At 68.9% G+C, this 18,378-nt stretch carries 19 protein-coding genes; 3 read left to right on the top strand and 16 right to left on the bottom strand.

Annotation, left to right across the window (positions count from 1 at the left end; all coding sequences use genetic code 11):
- Window positions 1-167: 167 nt before the first annotated feature.
- The 3 genes from rseP to OXS49_RS07075 form a co-directional block, all read right to left on the bottom strand.
- Window positions 168-1,322 carry an RIP metalloprotease RseP gene (gene rseP / locus OXS49_RS07085; RefSeq protein ID WP_267422983.1) on the bottom strand — a complete coding sequence of 385 codons (1,155 nt, stop codon included), beginning with the start codon at window positions 1,320-1,322 and terminating at the stop codon, window positions 168-170.
- Window positions 1,323-1,458: 136 nt separating this feature from the next.
- Complete coding sequence (locus OXS49_RS07080) at window positions 1,459-3,036, bottom strand: DHA2 family efflux MFS transporter permease subunit (RefSeq protein ID WP_267422982.1); 1,578 nt, start codon at window positions 3,034-3,036, stop codon at window positions 1,459-1,461.
- An 8-nt stretch (window positions 3,037-3,044) separates the two neighbouring features.
- The gene (locus OXS49_RS07075) at window positions 3,045-4,286 is read right to left on the bottom strand and encodes an HlyD family secretion protein (RefSeq protein ID WP_267422981.1); all 1,242 of its coding nucleotides are present in this window, start codon (window positions 4,284-4,286) and stop codon (window positions 3,045-3,047) included.
- Between the two features lie 138 nt (window positions 4,287-4,424).
- On the opposite strand from OXS49_RS07075, the gene OXS49_RS07070 reads away from it, so the two are divergent.
- Window positions 4,425-5,063, top strand: coding sequence for a TetR/AcrR family transcriptional regulator (locus OXS49_RS07070; RefSeq protein WP_243998876.1), 639 nt, complete (start codon window positions 4,425-4,427; stop codon window positions 5,061-5,063).
- Between the two features lie 9 nt (window positions 5,064-5,072).
- Here OXS49_RS07070 and dxr read toward each other — a convergent pair whose 3' ends face one another.
- The 4 genes from dxr to pyrH all read right to left on the bottom strand — a co-directional run bounded on the left by dxr (window position 5,073) and on the right by pyrH (window position 8,563).
- Window positions 5,073-6,251, bottom strand: a complete 1,179-nt coding sequence (gene dxr, locus OXS49_RS07065) for a 1-deoxy-D-xylulose-5-phosphate reductoisomerase (RefSeq protein ID WP_243998852.1) — start codon at window positions 6,249-6,251, stop codon at window positions 5,073-5,075.
- A 19-nt stretch (window positions 6,252-6,270) separates the two neighbouring features.
- A complete protein-coding gene (locus tag OXS49_RS07060; protein WP_267422980.1) occupies window positions 6,271-7,140 on the bottom strand; it encodes a phosphatidate cytidylyltransferase in 870 nt (289 codons plus the stop codon).
- A 20-nt stretch (window positions 7,141-7,160) separates the two neighbouring features.
- Window positions 7,161-7,724, bottom strand: a complete 564-nt coding sequence (gene frr / locus OXS49_RS07055) for a ribosome recycling factor (RefSeq protein WP_243998848.1) — start codon at window positions 7,722-7,724, stop codon at window positions 7,161-7,163.
- A 116-nt stretch (window positions 7,725-7,840) separates the two neighbouring features.
- The gene (gene pyrH / locus OXS49_RS07050; protein ID WP_243918071.1) at window positions 7,841-8,563 is read right to left on the bottom strand and encodes a UMP kinase; all 723 of its coding nucleotides are present in this window, start codon (window positions 8,561-8,563) and stop codon (window positions 7,841-7,843) included.
- A 177-nt stretch (window positions 8,564-8,740) separates the two neighbouring features.
- On the opposite strand from pyrH, the gene OXS49_RS07045 reads away from it, so the two are divergent.
- Together OXS49_RS07045 and OXS49_RS07040 are read left to right on the top strand one after the other, a co-directional pair.
- A complete protein-coding gene (locus OXS49_RS07045) occupies window positions 8,741-9,667 on the top strand; it encodes a diacylglycerol kinase family protein (protein WP_267422979.1) in 927 nt (308 codons plus the stop codon).
- Window positions 9,664-10,479 carry a metallophosphoesterase gene (locus tag OXS49_RS07040; RefSeq protein ID WP_267422978.1) on the top strand — a complete coding sequence of 272 codons (816 nt, stop codon included), beginning with the start codon at window positions 9,664-9,666 and terminating at the stop codon, window positions 10,477-10,479. Before OXS49_RS07045 ends, OXS49_RS07040 begins: the two co-directional genes overlap by 4 nt.
- A gap of 201 nt (window positions 10,480-10,680) precedes the next feature.
- Here the strand turns inward: OXS49_RS07040 and OXS49_RS07035 are convergent, their stop codons facing one another.
- The 9 genes from OXS49_RS07035 to lepB form a co-directional block, all read right to left on the bottom strand.
- Window positions 10,681-11,190, bottom strand: a complete 510-nt coding sequence (locus OXS49_RS07035; RefSeq protein ID WP_243998842.1) for a type II toxin-antitoxin system MqsA family antitoxin — start codon at window positions 11,188-11,190, stop codon at window positions 10,681-10,683.
- A gap of 49 nt (window positions 11,191-11,239) precedes the next feature.
- Window positions 11,240-11,416 (bottom strand): hypothetical protein, encoded by a 177-nt coding sequence (locus tag OXS49_RS07030; protein ID WP_267422977.1) that lies wholly within the window; start codon window positions 11,414-11,416, stop codon window positions 11,240-11,242.
- Window positions 11,417-11,632: 216 nt separating this feature from the next.
- Window positions 11,633-12,559, bottom strand: a complete 927-nt coding sequence (tsf, locus tag OXS49_RS07025) for a translation elongation factor Ts (RefSeq protein ID WP_243998838.1) — start codon at window positions 12,557-12,559, stop codon at window positions 11,633-11,635.
- A 117-nt stretch (window positions 12,560-12,676) separates the two neighbouring features.
- Window positions 12,677-13,744 carry a 30S ribosomal protein S2 gene (locus OXS49_RS07020; protein WP_267422976.1) on the bottom strand — a complete coding sequence of 356 codons (1,068 nt, stop codon included), beginning with the start codon at window positions 13,742-13,744 and terminating at the stop codon, window positions 12,677-12,679.
- A gap of 211 nt (window positions 13,745-13,955) precedes the next feature.
- Window positions 13,956-14,693: a 16S rRNA pseudouridine(516) synthase gene (locus OXS49_RS07015; protein WP_267422975.1), complete on the bottom strand. Its 738-nt coding sequence runs from the start codon at window positions 14,691-14,693 to the stop codon at window positions 13,956-13,958.
- A complete protein-coding gene (locus OXS49_RS07010) occupies window positions 14,690-15,595 on the bottom strand; it encodes a class I SAM-dependent methyltransferase (protein ID WP_267422974.1) in 906 nt (301 codons plus the stop codon). The genes OXS49_RS07015 and OXS49_RS07010 overlap by 4 nt, the downstream gene beginning before the upstream one ends.
- Before the next feature lie 159 nt (window positions 15,596-15,754).
- Window positions 15,755-16,726, bottom strand: a complete 972-nt coding sequence (gene era, locus OXS49_RS07005; RefSeq protein ID WP_267422973.1) for a GTPase Era — start codon at window positions 16,724-16,726, stop codon at window positions 15,755-15,757.
- The gene (rnc, locus tag OXS49_RS07000; RefSeq protein WP_267422992.1) at window positions 16,723-17,502 is read right to left on the bottom strand and encodes a ribonuclease III; all 780 of its coding nucleotides are present in this window, start codon (window positions 17,500-17,502) and stop codon (window positions 16,723-16,725) included. The genes era and rnc overlap by 4 nt, the downstream gene beginning before the upstream one ends.
- Window positions 17,502-18,287, bottom strand: a complete 786-nt coding sequence (gene lepB / locus OXS49_RS06995) for a signal peptidase I (RefSeq protein WP_243998872.1) — start codon at window positions 18,285-18,287, stop codon at window positions 17,502-17,504. Before lepB ends, rnc begins: the two co-directional genes overlap by 1 nt.
- Window positions 18,288-18,378: the final 91 nt, after the last annotated feature.

Below are 18,378 nucleotides of genomic sequence, written 5' to 3'. Positions count from 1 at the left end.
CCTCACTCGCGCGGCCGTTGACGGCGCATTAACCGGATTTTGACCCCTTGGCGCGGCGCCGATCCGGCGGCTTCACGGCCGGATCGCGGCGGGAATGGGGCACCCTTTCCGGTGGAGGACGGACAGGATCCCCAACGGCTTCGAGGAGGGCCCTCAACCCTTCCGGATCAGGTGTTCCGCCAGGACGCGCCGAGGTTGAGGATATCGTTCCAGGCGGCGAACAGCATCAGCATCAGGACCAGGGCGAGACCAATCCGGAAGCCGATCTCCTGGGCCCGCTCGCTGAGCGGACGGCCGCGGACGACCTCGAAGGCGTAGAACAGCAGATGCCCGCCATCGAGCAACGGCACCGGGAACAGGTTCAGGAGGCCGATCGAGACCGAGAGGAGCGCGATCAGGCCGACGAGGCCGCCGACGCCGCCGGTCTTGGCGACCTCGCCGGAGACGCGGGCGATTCCGATCGGCCCCGAGAGCTGGTCGGCCGACTCACGGCCGGTCACCAGCTTGCCGAGATACGAGAAGGTGCGCTCGACGACGAAGTAGGTCTCCTTCACGCCGAGATTGAGGGAATCGACGGCCCCGTAGCGCACGAGGCGCGCCTCGGAGCCCGCAGGCGAGCGGATCCCCAGCCGGCCGATCCGATGGCGTCCGAACGGGGTTTTCTCCTCGAAGGTGGCAGGCGTCGCCTGAATGGTGAGCGGCTGGTCGTTGCGCTCGACCGTGAAGGTCAGGGGCGTCCCGGCGCTGCCCGTCACCGTGCGGTACATCGCGTTGAAGTCGCCGATCGTCTCGCCGTCGATGGCGGTGATCACGTCGCCCGGCTGGAAACCGGCCTGGGCCGCGACGCTGTTCGGCTCCACCGAGGAGACGCGGGCGGGCAATTCATAGCGGCCGCCGAACCAGATCGCCCCGGCAAACAGCGCGATCGCCAGGATGAAGTTCGCCACCGGTCCGGCGGCGACGATCGCGGCGCGCTTGCCCACGGGCTGAGTCGGGAAACTGATCGCCCGCTCCTGCGGAGTCATGCGGGCGACGGCCGCGGGGTCGGGCATGCTCGCCCCGTTCACGTCGCCGTGGAACTTCACGTAGCCACCGAGGGGAATGGCGCAGAGCTTCCAGCGCGTGCCGCGGCGGTCGTTGAACCCAACGAGTTCCGGCCCGAATCCGAGGGAGAAGGCATGGACACCGACGCCGCACCAGCGGCCGACCAGGAAGTGGCCCATCTCGTGCACGAACACCACGACGGTGAGCACGAACAGGAACGGGATCAGGGCGCCGAAGAAGCCCCCGGCAGTGCCGCTCATCGCGTTGAGGAAGTCCATAAGCCGATCCCTGGCCGTCGCCGCGCCGGCCCCCCGGACCGGCACATCCCGACATCTTAGCAGATCGGTGGGGCGCACCGCCAACGCAATCCTGTGCGGGCTCGCGCATCGTCGCCGCGGGTGACGGGCCGCCGAGTCAGTGGCCGCCCCCGCCTCCGGCTGCCGCGCGCGGGCGCCGGACCATCGGCACGGCGCAGGCCATGGCCAGGAACAGCACCGTCAGGGCGAGGAACACGTCTTCGAAGGCCATGACGAGGCCCTGGATCCGGACCGTGTTGGTCATGGCTTTCAGCGCCATGCCGGGGGCCGCGCTGCCGAAGGACTCGAAGCCGCGTTGCAGGCCGTCGAGGCGCTCAAGGGCCGCATTGCTCGACCAGCTGAAGCGCTCGTGCAGCCGGGCGAGGTGAAGGTCCCAGCGGTCGTTCAGCACGGTGTTGATCAGGGCGAGGCCGACCGCGCCGCCGAGGTTGCGCGTGAGATTGAACAGGCCGGAGGCGTTCTTCATCCGGGCCGGCGGCAGGGTGCCGAGCGCGATGTTGTTGATCGGGATCATGCACAGCATCAGCGAGCAGCCGCGCAGGATCTGCGGCAGCAGCAACTCGTAGAAGTCCCAATCCTTGGTGAGGCCGGTGACGATCCAGGTGCCGCAGGCGAAGCCCGTGAAGCCAACTCCCATCATCAAACGTGGATCGACCCGGCCCGAGAGACGCCCGGCGATTGGCGCTGTGATGAACATGAACAGGCCGGAGACGAACATCGTCTCGCCGATCATCAGCGCCGAGTAGCCGCGCACCCGCGCGAGATAGACCGGGTAGATGTAGGTCAGCCCGTAGAGCCCGATGCCGAGCACGAAACTCGCCAAACAGCCGCTGGCGAAGTTGCGGTCCGAGAAGGCGCGCAGGTCCACGATCGGTTGCCTCGCCGTGAAGACCCGCCAGAAGAACAGCAGCCCCGAGACCCCGCAGACCACCGCGCAGGCGAACACCGTCTCGTCCTGCAGCCAGTCGTGGTTCGGCCCCTCCTCCAGCACGTATTCGAGGCAGCCGAGAAAACCCGCCATGAAGGCGAGGCCCGCCCAGTCGAAGGCTTCGAGCAGGCTGTAATTGGGCTTGTCGAAATCGACCAGGATCCACGTCGAGACCGTCACGAAGATGCCCGGCACGACGTTGATCAGGAACAGCCAGTGCCAGGACATCAGGTCGGTGAGATAGCCGCCGACCGTCGGGCCGATGGTCGGCGCGAGCGTCGCTACGAGGCCGATCATCGGCGACACGATGGTCCGCTTGGAGGGCGGGAAGATCGTGAAGGCCGCGGCGAACACGGTCGGGATCATGCCGCCACCGATGAAGCCCTGCGCGGCGCGCCAGACGATCATCTCGCCGATCGACGAGGAGGTCGCGCACATCAGGCTCATCAGGGTGAAGCCGCCCGCCGAGATCGCGAACATCCAGCGGGTCGATAGCACCCGCGACAGGGTGCCGGAGAGCGGGATCGAGATGACCTCGGCGATCAGGTAGCTAGTTTGGACCCAGGGGATCTCGTCGCCCGAGGCCGAAAGGCCGGCCTGGATCTCGTTCAGCGAGGCCGAGACGATCTGGATGTCCAGGATCGCCATGAACATCCCGAACACCATGCAGACGAACGCCACCATCCGGCGGCGGTCGAGCGGCGGTTCGGCGGCGCGGGCCGGCGCGGGGGCGGCAATGGCGGCCATCGGCGATCTTACCGGCTCGCGGTGTTGACCGGCCGCTCGCGCGCGGCCCGGTCGAGCACCGAGCGGTCCGCGCCGGCGCGGGTATCGACGCGCACCACCGCCGACAGGCCCGGCCGCAGCAGACCCTCGCGGGCAACCTCTTCCGGCACCCGCACCCGCACCGGCAGGCGCTGGACGATCTTGGTGAAGTTGCCGGTCGCGTTGTCGGGCGGCAACAGGCTGAACACCGAGCCGGAGGCCGGCGAGAACGATTCCACCAAGCCCTGGATCTCGCGATCCGGATAGGCGTCGACCGTCACCGTCACCGGTTGGCCGGGGCGCATGCGCTGGACCTGGGTCTCCTTGAAGTTCGCGTCGATCCGGACGCTCTGGAGCGGCACCAGGGCGGCGATCCGCGTGCCCGGCGCCACGTAGGCACCGGCCTCCACGGCCTTGTTGCCCACGACGCCGTCGAACGGCGCTCGGATCACCGCGAAGTCGAGATCCCGGCGGGCGCGGTCGACGGCGGTGCGCAGCTCCGCCGCGACGCTCTCGGCCTCGCGCTTCTGTGCCGTGAGGACATCGACATTGGCGCGGGCCGCCAAAAGGCCGGCCTCCATGGCCTTGACCGAAGCCTCGGTCCGGTCGCGATCGGCGCGGGTCTGGTCGATGCGCGACTTGGCGACGTAATCCGCTTGCATCTGCATCGACCGCGCGAAATCGGCCTGAGCGCGAACCGCGTCGGCGCGGGTCGCGTCGAGCTGCGCAGAGGCCTGGGCGACCTGCGCCTGAGCGGCCTCGGCCTGCCGGGCGATCCGCGCAATGGTGCTCTCCTGGGTGGCGAGCTTGTCCTGCGCGGCCTGGAGGGCGAGGCGGTAATCGCCGTCGTCCAATTGGGCGATCACGTCGCCCTTCTTCACCGAGACGCCGTTCACCACCGGGACCGCCGCGAGGTAGCCCGGGACCTTCGCGGCCAGCACCGAGATGTCGGCCTGGACGTAGGCATCGTCGGTCGAGACGAAGAAGCGTCCGACCGTCCACCATTGCCACCCGGCATAGGCGCCGCCGCCGATCAGAGCCGCCAGCACGGCCAGTAGGAGGGCACGCCTCAGCGGGCGCCGGCGGGGCGGCACAGCCTCGGCCGGGCCAGCTTGGGCGGATGCCGGGGCAGCATCCGGCGCAGGCTGCCGCGGCGCCGGGCCTACTGCCCGCTCCTCCTCGCTCAGATCGATGGTGGGAGACGGCCGATCAGCGTCGTCGCGAAGGGACATCTCGGAGCCTCAGATCGAATGACCGAACCGTTCGGTCAAAAATTGGACCCGCCTTGACGCGAATCCAGATTGGCCTCAGGTTATGGTGACCGAACGGTTCGGTCAAGCGGAGCGGCGTCTGGGACGCGGAGCGGAATGATGGCGCAGGGCGCGGTGCTGGAGCGGGGACAGACACCGCATGAGGGCGACAAGCGGCGGCAGATCCTCGACGGCGCCCGCACGGTCTTCCTCTCGGCGGGCTACGATGGCGCGAGCATGGGCGAGATCGCCCGGGTGGCCGGGGTCTCGAAGGGCACGCTCTACGTGTATTTCGACAGCAAGGAGGCTTTGTTCGAAGCCCTGATCCTTCAGGAAAAGGCCAGCCTTGCAGAGACGCTCTTCACCTTCGACCCGAACGATGCCGATATCCCGGCCGTCCTGACACGCTTAGGGATGAGCTTCCTTGCCGAGATGTCCCAGCCGCGGCACATCTCGGTGCACCGCATGGTGATTGGCGTCTGCGAGAAGTTCCCGCACTTCGGGCAGGTCTATTACGACGCCGGTCCGGCCCGCGGCGTGTCTCGACTCGCGGCCTATCTCGACGTGCAGGTCCAGGCCGGTCGCCTGCGCATCGCCGACACCACCTTGGCGGCCCAGCACTTCCTGCATCTTTGCCTGGCCGGCCTACTCACGCGCATGCTGTTCGCTGCCGGCGGCGAGGCGAGCGAGGCCCGGATGCAGATCCAGACTGCCGAGGCGGTGCGGGTGTTTTTGGCCGGGTACGGGCCGGGGCGCTGAGGCGCGGCCTTATCCGGCGGCGCGCAGTTCCGGCAGCGCTTCCGCGCTCCACACCCGGACATGCGCGTCGATGGCCAACGCCTCATCGACATCGGCCGGCGCGGTCCGGTACGGGCCGGCGAAATGCGCACAGGCGCGCTCGACCAGATCACTGATCCCGTAGAAGCCGATACGCCCGGCGATGAACGCCGCGACCGCGATCTCGTTGGCGGCGTTCATCACGGTCGGCGCGGCGCCGCCTGCAGCGAGCGCCGCCCGGGCGATCCGCAGGCACGGGAAGCGCTCCTCGTCCGCAGCCTCGAAAGTGAGGGAGCCGAGCTTCACGAGGTCGAGGGGGCGCCCGCGCTCGATGGTCAGCCGGTCGCCGAGGCCGAGGCAGTGCGAGATCGGCACCCGCATGTCGGGCAGCGCCAATTCGGCGGTCACGGCGCCGTCGAGCCAGTAGACCATCCCGTGGATCACCGATTGCGGATGCACCACGACGTCGAGGCGCTCGGGCTCGATGCCGAACAGGTGGTGTGCCTCGATCAGCTCGAGGCCCTTGTTCATCAGGCTCGCCGAATCGATGTTGATCTTCATGCCCATCGACCAGGTCGGGTGGGCGGCGGCCTCCGTGGCGGAGGCGGCGGCGATGCGCTCGCGGGTCCAGGTGCGGAACGGGCCACCGGAGGCCGTGATCATCATGGTGCGCACGTCGGCGAGCGGACGCCCGGCCAGCGCCTGGCTCAGGGCATCGTGCTCGGAATCCATCGGCAGGATGGTGGCGCCGTAGCGTGCGGCGTCGCGCATGAAGGCGTCGCCGGCGCAGACGAGGCTCTCCTTGTTGGCGAGGGCGACCGTGCGCCCGAGGCGGAGCGCCGCGTGGGTGGATTTGAGGCCCGCGGCCCCGCTCACCGCCGCCACCACGATATCGGCGTCCCGGGCGACCGCCTCCATGACGGCGCCCTCCCCCGCCCCGTTGGGGATCCCGGAGCCCGAGAGGGCCTCGGCGAGCGCAGGGCCGGCGGATTCATCGGCGAGCGCCGCGAAGGACGCGTTCAGCTCCCGCGCCATCTTGGCCAGGGCGACGGGATCCCTGCCGCCCACCAGGGCGCCGACCCGGAAGCGGTCGGCGTGCTGGGCAAGCAGATCGGCGGTGGAGCGGCCGATCGAGCCGGTGGCGCCGAAGACGGTGACGATCTGGGTCACGGATTCAACTCCCTCATCGTCACGTGATCAGACCGACCCCGCGCAGGGCGAGATAGACGGCAGCCAACACGGCCACTGCAAAGAATCCGTCGAGCCGGTCCATGACGCCGCCATGGCCCGGGATGATCTTTCCGGAATCCTTCACGCCGTAGCGGCGCTTGAGGCCGGACTCCAGGAGATCGCCAGCTTGGCTCAGGATTGAGGCCACGGCGCTCACACCTGCGACCACCGGAAGGGAAGCGGCGCTGGGCAGCGTCATCCCGGCGAGGTCGGCCACCACCGGCACCAGGGTTCCCGCCGCAACGCCACCGATCAGGCCGCCGACGGCGCCGGACCATGTCTTGTTGGGCGAGACCCGGGGCATCAGCTTCGGGCCGCCGATCTTCCGGCCTGCGAAGTAGGCAGCGATGTCGGTGGACCAGACCACCGCGAACATCCAGGCCGGTCCGACGAGCCCGATCGCGGGATCGTCGCGCAACGCCACCGGCACCGCCGCGACGGCTCCGGCGCCGAGCACGCCGATGAACGCGCGCGTCCGGCCCCATCCGGTCCGCGCCACCGTGGCACAGGCCGCGGCGCCGAGAATCAGAACCGCAAGGCAGGCCGGTGCCGGAGCCCCGCCGCGTTGGCACAGCAACAGGGCACCGAGCGTCGCCGCACCGAGCGCGATCAGTACCTCGCGCGGCTCGGTCCGGCTCATGGCCATCCACTCGGCGAAGCCGACGATGCCGGCCGCGAGCCAGATGCCCGCGAAGGGCCAGCCGCCATAGACCAGCCCCGCCAGCACGCCGGCCCCAAGCACGAGGCCCGAGGCAACGCGCAGCCACAGCTCGCGTCGGCCCTTGCGAGAAGCCTGGGAGGGCGCAGCCGGTGCGGTTGCGGAGGTCACGAAAGTCTCGGCCGGCGGCCTTAGACCTGCATGATCTCCTTCTCCTTGGATGCCAGCACGCCGTCGATGTCGGCGATGAACTGGTCGGTCGCCTTCTGCACGTCGGCGGCCTGCCGCTTCTCGTCGTCCTCCGAGATCGCGCTGTCCTTCAGGAGCTTTTTGAGATGGTCGAGGCCGTCCCGGCGGACGTGGCGCACGGCGACGCGGGCCTCCTCGGTGTACTTGTGGGCGACCTTGACCATCTCCTTGCGCCGCTGCTCGTTCATCTCGGGGATGCGGAGCCGGATGGTCTGTCCCTCGGTCTGCGGGTTGAGACCGAGGTCGGATTCGCGGATCGCCTTCTCGACGGCGGTGACCATGCTGCGGTCCCAGACGGAGATCGACAGGAGCCGCGGCTCCGGCACGCTCACCGTGGCGACCTGGGCCATCGGCATCGCCGAGCCGTAGGCATCCACCTGGATCGGGTCGAGGATCGAGGGCGTGGCGCGCCCGGTGCGCAGCGAGCCGAGATCCTTCGAGAGCGCGGCGACGGCGCCCTGCATCCGGCGCTTGATGTCGTTGAGGTCGAATTCCGGTGTGGCCATGAGAATCGTCCCGAGACGTCTGACGTGGTCTTCTCGCCCGGCGCGGGCAGTCGCGGCCTCAATGGACGAATTTTTTCAGGGCCGCAAACGATTGCGGCCCCATCGCGGCCGCGGCGTCAGGGCGCGACCAGCGTCGAGGGTGCGTCGCCCGACAGGATCGCGGCGATCGAGCTCGGCGGGTGAAGCGAGCCGACCACGATCGACAGGCGGCTCTCCCGGGCCAGCGCGAAGGCGGCGGTGTCCATGACCTTCAGGTCGCGGGCAATCGCCTCATCGTGGGTGATGCGGTCGTAGCGGGTGGCGTTCGGGTCGGTCTTCGGATCGGCGGAATAGACGCCATCGACCTGCGTCGCCTTCAGCACCGCGTCGCAACGCAACTCGGCGGCGCGCAGCACGGCGGCAGTGTCGGTGGTGAAATACGGGTTGCCGGTACCCCCGGCCAACACGACCACCTGTCCCTTGTCCAGGTGATGCAAAGCCGGCTGGCGGGCATAGGTCTCGCAGATCGTCGGCATCGATACGGCCGACATGGTCCGCGCCTGGACGCCGGCCGCGTTCAACGCCGTCTCGATCGCGAGCGAGTTCATGACGGTCGCCATCATGCCCAGCGAATCCCCGGTGGCCCGGTCGATCCAGCCGGCCGCGGAGATGCGCGCGCCACGGATCATGTTGCCGCCGCCCACCACGATGGCGACTTCGGCGCCGGCCTCGATGGTGCGGGCGATGTCATCAGCCAAAGCTGCCAGCGTCGGCGGATGCAGCCAGTAGCCGTCCGGTGCGGCGAGCGCCTCCCCTGACAGCTTTACGAGGATACGGCGAAATGGCGTCGTCTCCGGCATCTCGATCCCCGTTCGACCCGCCCCGCGCGAGCCGGGAGGCTTCTACGTCAACCGTGTGAGCGCAGTCGAGGGGCGCACCGCGATCGGACGGGGATCGTCGGACGAAACACCACCGACACGCGACCGACGTGCAGCCCTGGCAAACGGTCTGGAAACGACACCCGGCCCGGAACATCCATGCGCATCGCCCTGGTGATCAACACCGAATCCGGTAGCATCGGCGGCGCGACCCCGGAGGCGATCCGAGAGCGGATCCTTGCGACCGGGATCGAGGCGCTGGGCGAGGCCGACCGGGGCGGCTCCCTCCCGGCGCGCATCGCGGCGGCGGTGGCCGAGCCGGGGATCGACGCGGTGGTGGTGGCAGGTGGCGACGGCACGGTCGCCTGCGCGGCTGCCGCCCTGGTCGGGCGCGGGACGCCGCTCGGCATCCTCCCGCTCGGAACCATGAATCTGCTGGCGAAGGATCTCGGCCTGCCGCTCGATCTCGATGGCGCCATCGCCAATCTCGCGCAGGGCGTGCCGCGCCGGATCGATGTCGGCGACGTGAACGGCCGGGTCTTCGTGATCAATTCCGTGCTCGGCATGGCCGCGCGGGTCGCCCGCCACCGGGAGGCCCATCGCACGCGCCGGGCCATACGCACCCTGCTGCGCTGGGCGCTCGGCCTGCTGCGCCACCTCGGCCGCTATCCGCGCCTCACGGTGACCGGCCTGATCGATGGGACGGCGTGGCGTCTGCGAGGACGGCTGATGGCGGTGGTCGTGGGCGACTACGTCGAGCAGCCGGGACAGATGCTCGTGCGGGCGCCGGTCGATGCCGGGCAGCTCACGCTCTACGTCCTGACCAACCTCTCGGTGTGGCGCAGCCTGCGCCTCGCCGTCGGAGTCGCCCTCGGCGACTGGCGCCGGCTGCCCGACGTAGAGCGGCTGCCGGTCGGCGACCTCAGCATCGCGTCGCGCCGCCAGGCGCTGCTGGTGATGAATGACGGCGAGGTTCTTTTGATCCCCACGCCCCTGCACTACCGCATCCGGCGGCACGCGCTGACCGTGATCGTGCCGCGCTCGGAGTCAGGCCAGCGCTTCACAGGCGGGAGCCTGGACGCATGAGGCGGATCAGCCACATCTCCGACCTCCATTTCGGCCGCACCGACCCGGCCGTCGTCGCGGCGCTCATCGCCGCGTTGAACGCGGACGCGTCGGACCTGATCATCGTCTCGGGCGACTTCACCATGGCGGCGCGCCCGGCCGAGTTCGGGCAGGCCCGCGCCTTCCTGAACCGCCTGTCGCCGCCCTGGATCGGCGTGCCCGGCAACCACGACATCTCGCCCTACGACCTGCTGCAGCGGTTCGCGCGGCCCTTCGCGCGCTACCGGCACGCCATCGCGCAGGAGACAGAGCCGTGTTTCACGGATTCGGAGATCGGGGTGGTTTGCCTGAACACGGTGCGGCGCTGGGCGCCGGAGCCGGACTGGTCGCACGGGATAATCCGGCGCAGCCAGATCGCCCGGACCGAGGCACGCCTCGCGGCCATGCCGGAGCACCTGTTCAAGATCGTGGTGGGCCACCACCCGTTCAGGCCGCCGCCCTGGGACGAGGAGGCCCGATTGGTCGGGCACGCCGACTTGGCGCTGGCCACGTTTCGCAGGTGCGGTGTCGGCCTGACGCTGGCCGGCCACCTGCACCGGCACTATGCGCGCTTTGATCTGGACGACGATACCGCCGCGGAAGCGATCGATCGCGGTGTGATGCGCGGTGGCCGGGGACGGCTGCTGGCCGTCCAAGCCGGCTCGGCGACGTCGACGCGCCTGCGCGGGAACGAGCCCAACGCCTACAACCGCATCACCATTGCAGATGGCTGCGCCACCGTTGCGGTTCGGATCTGGGATGGCAGAGCGTGGGTCGATGCGGCGCCGGCGTGATGGGAGACCACTACGCCGGCGCAAATTCTCAGCTGCCGGTCAGCACGCCGACGGCGCCGACGACGGTCATCACGAGACCGGACGCGAAGACGCCGATCATCAGGTAGGAGAAGGGTTTCAAAGACATGCGGCGACAGTACTGCGCTTCTGCGAGATAGCGTGTGCGCCGCAACACGGGACAGACGATCACCCCCTGCCCGATCACGCCCCCCGCGTGGCGAGGGCATCGACCACGGCTTCCGGGTGACGATGGATCGTCCAGAGCAGGGCCAGGGCGGTCGCGTTCGGCTTTGACTTGCCCTGCTCCCAGTTCTTGACCGTCGCCTCTTCCAATCCGAACCGGAGTGCGAACTGGGCCTGCGAGAGATGCAGGGCTTCCCGCACGCTTCGCACCGAGATCGCATCCGGCCCATGCTTGCGGACCTCGATGCCCAGCCCCTTCAACTCGGATCGCAGGCGCTCGAGGCTCTCGACCTTGGGCACCACGACATACGCTTCCCCCGTATCGAACAGCTCCGTCATGACGGCGCGGGCAGCCTTCACGGGAAGATGCCTACGGACGAGGGCGCGGGCGGCTTCAATTGTGTCGAGGTCCGTGCCCGCCAGACGCCTGAGACCGAGACGCTCTGCCGAGCCTTCGCGGACGGGAGGCTCGTCCCGGATTTGCACCCGTTGTCCGAACGCCGCCAACAATGCGGATCTCGTCGACATCCAGCGCCTCCATGACCCCCCGGGCGATATCCCGAAGCACGACCGGCCCCTATCTCGTCATGGGATCGCCGCCGATATGCAGGCCGACCAACCCGAGGAAGCGCCCCGTGAGCGTCACCTCGGCCATCACATCGAGCGTACCCCATGGCGTCTGCAATGCGACCGTGAAGATCGGATCGTCGCTGTTGGCATGATCGACGACGATCGTGACCGCGCAAACCGCCAAGCGCCAATCCTATAAGCAACCTGCTTATAAGATGCAGGCGATGGCACCCGGGTCAAGGGCTGTCCTCTCCTCGACGTCCGAACCGCCCGCAATCCCGGCTCAAGATACGCCAAGGCCGGCTTCGCGCGCCTCGCCGGGGCCGCCGACAAAAGAAAACCCCGCCCGGCTTGCGCCGGACGGGGCGTCGAAATCATCGAACCGCGCGGTCCGAAAAAATCAGGCGCGACCGGCCTGCTGAGCCACCTCGGTGGCGAAGTCCGGCCCGTCTTCCTTCTCGATGCCCTCGCCCAGCGCGTAGCGCACGAAGGCCGTGAGCGTCACCGGGCCGCCGACCTTGGTGCCGGCCTCCTTGAGAACCTGGCTCACCGTCTTCGAGCCGTCATGCACGAAGGGCTGATCCAGGAGGGTGACCTCCTTGTAGTAGCTCTTCAGGCCGCTCTCGATGATCTTGGCCATCACGTGGTCCGGCTTGCCGGCGTTCTTCTCGCGCAGGATGTTCGACTCGCGCTCCACCGTGGCGGCATCGACGCCCGAGGCGTCGAGCGCCACCGGGTTGGTCGCCGCGACATGCATGGCGATCTGGCGGCCGAGCGCCGACAGCGCCTCGACGTCGCCCTCGGACTCGAGCGCCACGAGCACGCCGATCTTGCCGAGGCCCTCGGAGATCTGGTTGTGCACGTAGGAGGCGATGACGCCCTTGTTGACCTCGAGCTTGGCGACCCGGCGCAGGTTCATGTTCTCGCCGATGGTGGCGATCAGGGCCTGCAGCTTCTCGGAGACCGTCTCGGTGGCGCCCGGGAAGTGAGCGCTCTGGAGGCCCTCCAGCGTGCCATCGGTGTTGAGCGCGATCTTGGCGGCCTCGCGGACGAAGCCCTGGAAGGCGTCGTTGCGGGCGACGAAGTCGGTCTCGGAATTGACCTCGACGATCGCGGCATGGTGGCCGGCGGACTCGACGGCGACCAAGCCCTCGGCGGCGACGCGGCCGGCCTTCTTGGCGGCCTTGGCGAGACCCTTCTTGCGCAGCCAGTCGACCGCGGCCTCGATGTCCCCCTGCGTCTCGTTGAGCGCGCCCTTGCAATCCATCATGCCGGCGCCGGTCGTCTCCCGGAGCTCCTTCACCATCGCGGCGGTGATGTTGGCCATGGCGGTCCCTTTCGTGTGGTCTGGATGAGAGAGGCCCGGCGCGCGGGTGAGCGGCCGGGCCCGGTATGGCTGGAACCGCGACAGCCCGATGACGGGCCGCCGCGAAATCCCGATGGATCAGGCCGCCGCAGCAGCCTCGACGAAGCCGCGGGCTTGCGAGACCCACGAATCGCGATCGATGCGGCCGTTGAGCTTCAGGTCGGCATCGACCTTGGCGACGTCCTCGGCGTTCATCGCGGCGATCTGCCAGTAATGGTAGATGCCGGCATCGTTGAGCTTCTGCACGATCTGCGGGCCGGCGCCGTTGAGCTTGGTCAGGTCGTCCGGCGCGCCGCGCGGGGCGGCGAGCAGCTCGAAATGCTCGGTCGACTCGGCGAGCATCGCCACGTCGGCCGGATCGAGAGCGTCGGACTCGACCGTGACGGCCGCGTCGTCGTTGGCCGGCAGCTCTTCGGCCATCGGCTCCTCGGAGGCGCCGAGATCCATGCCCGACGAGCCCTGTGCGCGCGAGATGCCGTCGATTGCGGCCTTGGCGATCAGGTCGCAGTAGAGCGCAATGGCGCGGCCGGCGTCGTCGTTGGCCGGGACGATGTAGCTGATGCCGTCCGGGTTGCAGTTGGTGTCGACAATGGCGGCCACCGGGATCCCGAGGCGGTTCGCCTCCTTGATCGCCAGCTGCTCCTTGTTGGTGTCGATCACGAACAGCAGGTCGGGGACGCCGCCCATGTCCTTGATGCCGCCGAGGGCCTTCTCAAGCTTCTCCTTCTCACGGGAGAGCATCAGGCGCTCCTTCTTGGTCAGGCCGGGGCCGCCGGTCTCCAGCGTCTCGGTGACCTTCCGCAGGCGCGAGATCGAGCCCGAAATGGTCTTCCAGTTGGTGAGCATGCCGCCCAGCCAGCGGGAGTTGACGTAGTACTGGGCCGAGCGCTTGGCCGCCTCGGCGATCGTGTCGGCCGCCTGGCGCTTGGTGCCGACGAACAGCACACGGCCGCCCTTGGCGACGGTGTCGCTCACAACCTGCAGCGCCTGGTGGAGTGCCGGCACGGTCTGGGCAAGGTCGATGATGTGGATGTTGTTGCGCGTGCCGAAGATGTACGGCTGCATCTTCGGGTTCCAGCGGTGCGACTGGTGACCGAAATGGGCGCCCGCCTCAAGGAGCTGACGCATAGAGAAATCGACGGCCATATCTGTGTACTCTCCGGTTGGATCCGCCGCGGAGGGATGCAGCCGCCCGACGCAGTCGAACGACCACCGGAAACGCCTCATTCAGGCATGAGGCCGGCTCCGCGTGTGGGATGGGCGGGCCCATAGCAGAGTGCGGGGTTCGCGGCAAGAAGCGCCTCAAGCCGATCGGCGATAATGGATCGCTCGCGTGATGCTTCGGCTGCAGCCCGGATCACCCGCCCGCGAACACAGCTGCCACGTCGGGCGCCATCATGATCCGATAAGCCCCGGCCGCCAGATCCGCCGGCAGGTCCAGCCCGCCGACCCGGTCCCGGTGCAGGGCCGTCACGTGGTTGCCCACGGCGGCGAACATCCGGCGGACCTGATGGTATCGGCCCTCGGTCAAGGTGACCGCGCAGTGGGTGGCATCCTCGACCGCGAGCGCCACCGGGAGCAGGGGCCGCTCCTCGCCTTCCAGCATCAGCGTGCCGGAGGCGAAGACCGCTGTCTCGCTGCCGGTCAGGGGACGGTCGAGGGTCACGCGGTAGCGCTTCGCCACATTGGCCTTCGGACTGATGATCCGGTGCAGCAGCGCGCCGTCGTCGGTAAGCAGCAGCAGGCCGGAGGTCTCCTTGTCGAGGCGGCCCACGGTGGAGAGCGGCGGGTCGCGGCGGCGCCAGCGCTCCGGCAGCAGCCCGTAGACCAGCGGACCTGCCTCCTTATGCGAGCAGGTCACGCCCAGCGGCTTGTGCAGCATCAGGCAGAGGCCTGGGAGCGGATCGAGGGCTTCGCCGTCGATCACCAGCCGATCCGGCAGGTCGGGATCCAGGGCGATTCGGTCCCCCGCATCGGCCCATTCCACACCGTCGAGGCGGATCGCGCCGGTGCGGGCCAGATTCTGGATCTCCCGGCGCGAGCCGTAGCCCAGATTGGCGAGCAGCTTGTCCAAGCGGACCGCCTTCGCGCTCACCGGCGCGCCTCGTAGACCCGGTAGCCATTCGCCTGGACGGTCACGGCAACGCTGCGGAACGCCGCCTGAAGCGTCGCCTCGTAGGGCAGGTGTGCGTTGGCCACGAGCCACAAGGTACCGCCGGGCCGCAGCACCTCGGCGGCCCGGGCCACGAAGGCCCGGCCGAGCGCCTGATCCTCGGCGCCCCCCTCGTGGAACGGCGGGTTCATCACGACGAAGTCGAGCTTGCTGGGCACGAGCCCGGGCGTGCGGATATCGGCCCAGAGGATCGTCGCCCGCGGGTCGGCGACGTTGCGGCGGGCCATCTCGACGGCGCGCCGGTCGATCTCCACCAGAGTCATAGCGGTCACGGCTTCCGAGGCGAGGGCCGCCCGGGCCAGGATCCCGAGGCCGCAACCGAGATCGGCGCCCCGACCCTTCAACGCCGGCAGGTTCGCCAGGAGCAGGGCCGTACCGGGATCGAGCCGGTCCCAGGAGAAGATGCCGGGCTGCGTGCACAGGGCGAGGTTGTCGACATGGCGGGGGCTGCCCTCGTCGATCGCCTCGGCGATGCCGGCCGGCTCGGGTGGCCGGTCGGTGCGGCAGATCCGGTGGTGCCGGCGCGGCTGGTCGGCGGCAGCGCACCCGAAGGTGGTGAGTTCCTTGGCCAGCCGGGTTCCGCCCCGATCCTTGGGCGCCAGGGCGATCATCCGGCCGCCCGGCCCCAGCGCCCGGAGCACCTGCGCAAGCACGTAGCGCCGCTCCACCGTTCCGGGCGGGGCGAGGACCGTGGCGGTGTCGAGGCTGTTCTCGGACAGATCCTCGAGCCGCGCGGCACCGGGAATCAACGGGGAAACCTGGACGGCATCGCCGGGGATCTCGGCGAGATCCATCGGCGGCAGGCCGTAGACGGCATGTCGCATGAATGATTCGGGCGTTGGAGAGCTGGCCCCGGAACGCAATTCCGCGACGGTGCGGGGAAAACCCGCGCCCGACTCGGATCATCCGGGGGAACGTCCCGGTTTATACCGGATTGGAGCCGGAAGCCCAGTCTCCCCGATCGACGCGGCCCGGATCGGGGATCATCCCCGGGGGAATTCGAGACCCATTTCGCGGTAGCGGGCCGGGTCGTCGGCCCAGTTCTCCCGCACCTTCACGTGCAGGAACAGGTGGACCTTCGCGTCGGCCGCCTCGGAGATCCCGATCCGGGCCGCCTGCCCGATCGCCTTGATGGTCTGACCGCCCTTGCCGAGCACGATCGAGCGCTGGCTCTCGCGCTCCACGAAGATCGTCTGCTCGATCCGCACCGACCCGTCGGACCGGACCTGCCACTGATCGGTCTCGACCGTGGAGCGATAGGGCAGTTCCTCGTGCAGCCGATCGTAGATCTTTTCCCGGGTGATCTCGGCGGCCAGCATGCGGAGCGGCGCGTCCGAGACCTGATCCTCCGGGTAGAGCCACGGCCCCGCCGGCATCCGGGCGGCGAGCGCCCGCCGGAGATCCTGCACGCCGCTGCCGTTCAGCGCCGAGATCATGAAAGTCGCGGCGAAGGGTGCGGCGGCGTTGAGCTTGGCCGCGAGATCGAGCAGCCGCTCCCGCGCGATCAGGTCGATCTTGTTGAGGATCAGCAGCTTGTCGCGCTTCACGCCGTCGAGGCGGCCGAGCACGGCCTCGACCTCCTCGTCGACACCCTTGCGGGCATCCACCAGCAGGCAGACGGCGTCCGCGTCCGCGGCGCCGCTCCAAGCCGAATGGACCATCGCCCGGTCGAGCCGACGCTTCGGCGCGAAGATGCCGGGCGTGTCGACCAGAACGACCTGCGCGGAGCCTTCGATGAAGATGCCGCGCACCAGCGCCCGCGTGGTCTGCACCTTGCGCGAGACGATGGAGACCTTCGTGCCGACGAGGTTGTTCAGCAGCGTCGACTTGCCGGCATTCGGCACGCCGATCAGCGCGACGAAGCCCGCCCGGGCGTCGGCCGGCGTGCCCGGGAGCGCCGAGACGGCGTTGGCGGGCCCCTGGTTCGAAGCGTCGTCCTGATCGTGCTCGGTCATGCTGTCTCCGTCGGCCCCGCCGCCGCCGGCAGGGCTCCGATCCCCTCCCGCTCCAACAGCGCCTGCGCGGCCGCCTGCTCGGCGATCCGCTTGGATGTGCCCTCGCCGAGCCCCGGCGCAAGGCCCTCGACCTCAACCGCGATGCGGAATCGCGGCGCGTGGTCCGGGCCGGTACGCTCAACCACCGCGTAGGTGGGGATCGGCAGGCTCCGGCCCATGGCCCATTCCTGCAGGGCGGATTTGGCGTCGCGACCCCGTGCCGCCGCATCCGGCTCGCTCGGATGGAAATGCGCCTCGACCACCGCCCGGGCGGCATCGAACCCAGCATCGAGATAGATGGCGCCGAGGATCGCCTCGCACACGTCGGCCAGGATGGTCTGGTTGCGCCGTCCCCCACCCATGACCTCGCCCTGTCCGAGGATCAGGTACGGCCCGACATCCCAGGCGGCGGCCACGACCGCGCAGGTCTCCCGCCGCACGAGCGCCGCGAGGCGTCGCGACAGGTCACCCTCGTCGGCATCCGGAAACGCGGCGTAGAGCCGGTCCGCGACCGCAAGGCCGAGCACGCGGTCGCCGAGGAACTCGAGGCGCTGGTAGCTGCCGCCGCGTCCGGCGGCCTTGCTGGTATGGGTCAGCGCGCGGGTGAGCAGGCTCTGATCGGCGAAACTGTGACCGATCCGCGCCTCAAGCTCGCTTAGCGGCGGTCGCGGCTTGTGGGCGCGCCGGGTCCGCGCCGAGATCCGGGGCTGGGCCGCCTCGTCCAAGTCCGCACCGATCAATGGATCGTCGAGAACAGGCGCGACCAGCGGACATGGGCCGGCCAGTTCCAGACCTGCCACGCCGGCGTGCCCTCGTCGATCGAGAAGAAGATCATCTCGGCCCGGCCCACGAAATTGGCGAAGGGCACGTAGCCGACATTGGCGAGATCGCGCGAATCGGTGGAGTTGTCGCGGTTGTCGCCCATCATGAAGAAGTGGCCGGCCGGGACCGTATAGAGTTCGGTCTTGTCCCAGAAGCCGTTGTCGCCGTCGCGCTCGATCACATTATGGACCACGCCGTTGGGCAGGGTTTCCAGGTATTGCGGCACCTTGGTCGCCTGTCCGTAGGGATCGGTCGTCTCGTAGTCGGAGATCCGCTCGCGCTTGACCGCCTTGCCGTTGATGTTGAGCACGCCATCGATCATCTGAATCTTGTCGCCCGGCAGGCCGATCACGCGCTTGATGTAATCGGTGGAATTGTCCTTCGGCAGCTTGAACACCGCAATGTCGCCACGCTTCGGCTCGGCGGCCCAGATCCGGCCATCGGCCTGGACCGGAATGTATTCCGAGAGCGGCAGCGAGTACTTGGAGTAGCCGTAAGAGTATTTTGAAACGAACAGATAATCGCCGATCAGCAGGGTCGGCACCAGCGAGCCGGACGGGATGTTGAACGGCTGAAACAGCAGCGTCCGCACCACGAGGGCGATGAGCAGCGCCTGGATGCCGACCTTCAGGGTCTCGCGGATGCTGGCCCAGGTGCCGGTTTCGGCGGGCTTCCTGAGCGGCTTGCCGTCGTAATCCACGCGCACGTTCCGTCTTCGGTTGAAATTGCGTCGTCTGCCGCCTGCGGAGGCGGCGCGGTCAGCGGTTGTCCCGAGGAATACGCCGCAATCG

Source organism: Methylobacterium sp. GC_Met_2 (genome assembly GCF_026540795.1).
In the GTDB taxonomy this organism is placed as follows: domain Bacteria; phylum Pseudomonadota; class Alphaproteobacteria; order Rhizobiales; family Beijerinckiaceae; genus Methylobacterium.
Note: the sequence above shows the minus strand (reverse complement) of the source record. Positions and strands in the feature narration are given on the sequence as shown.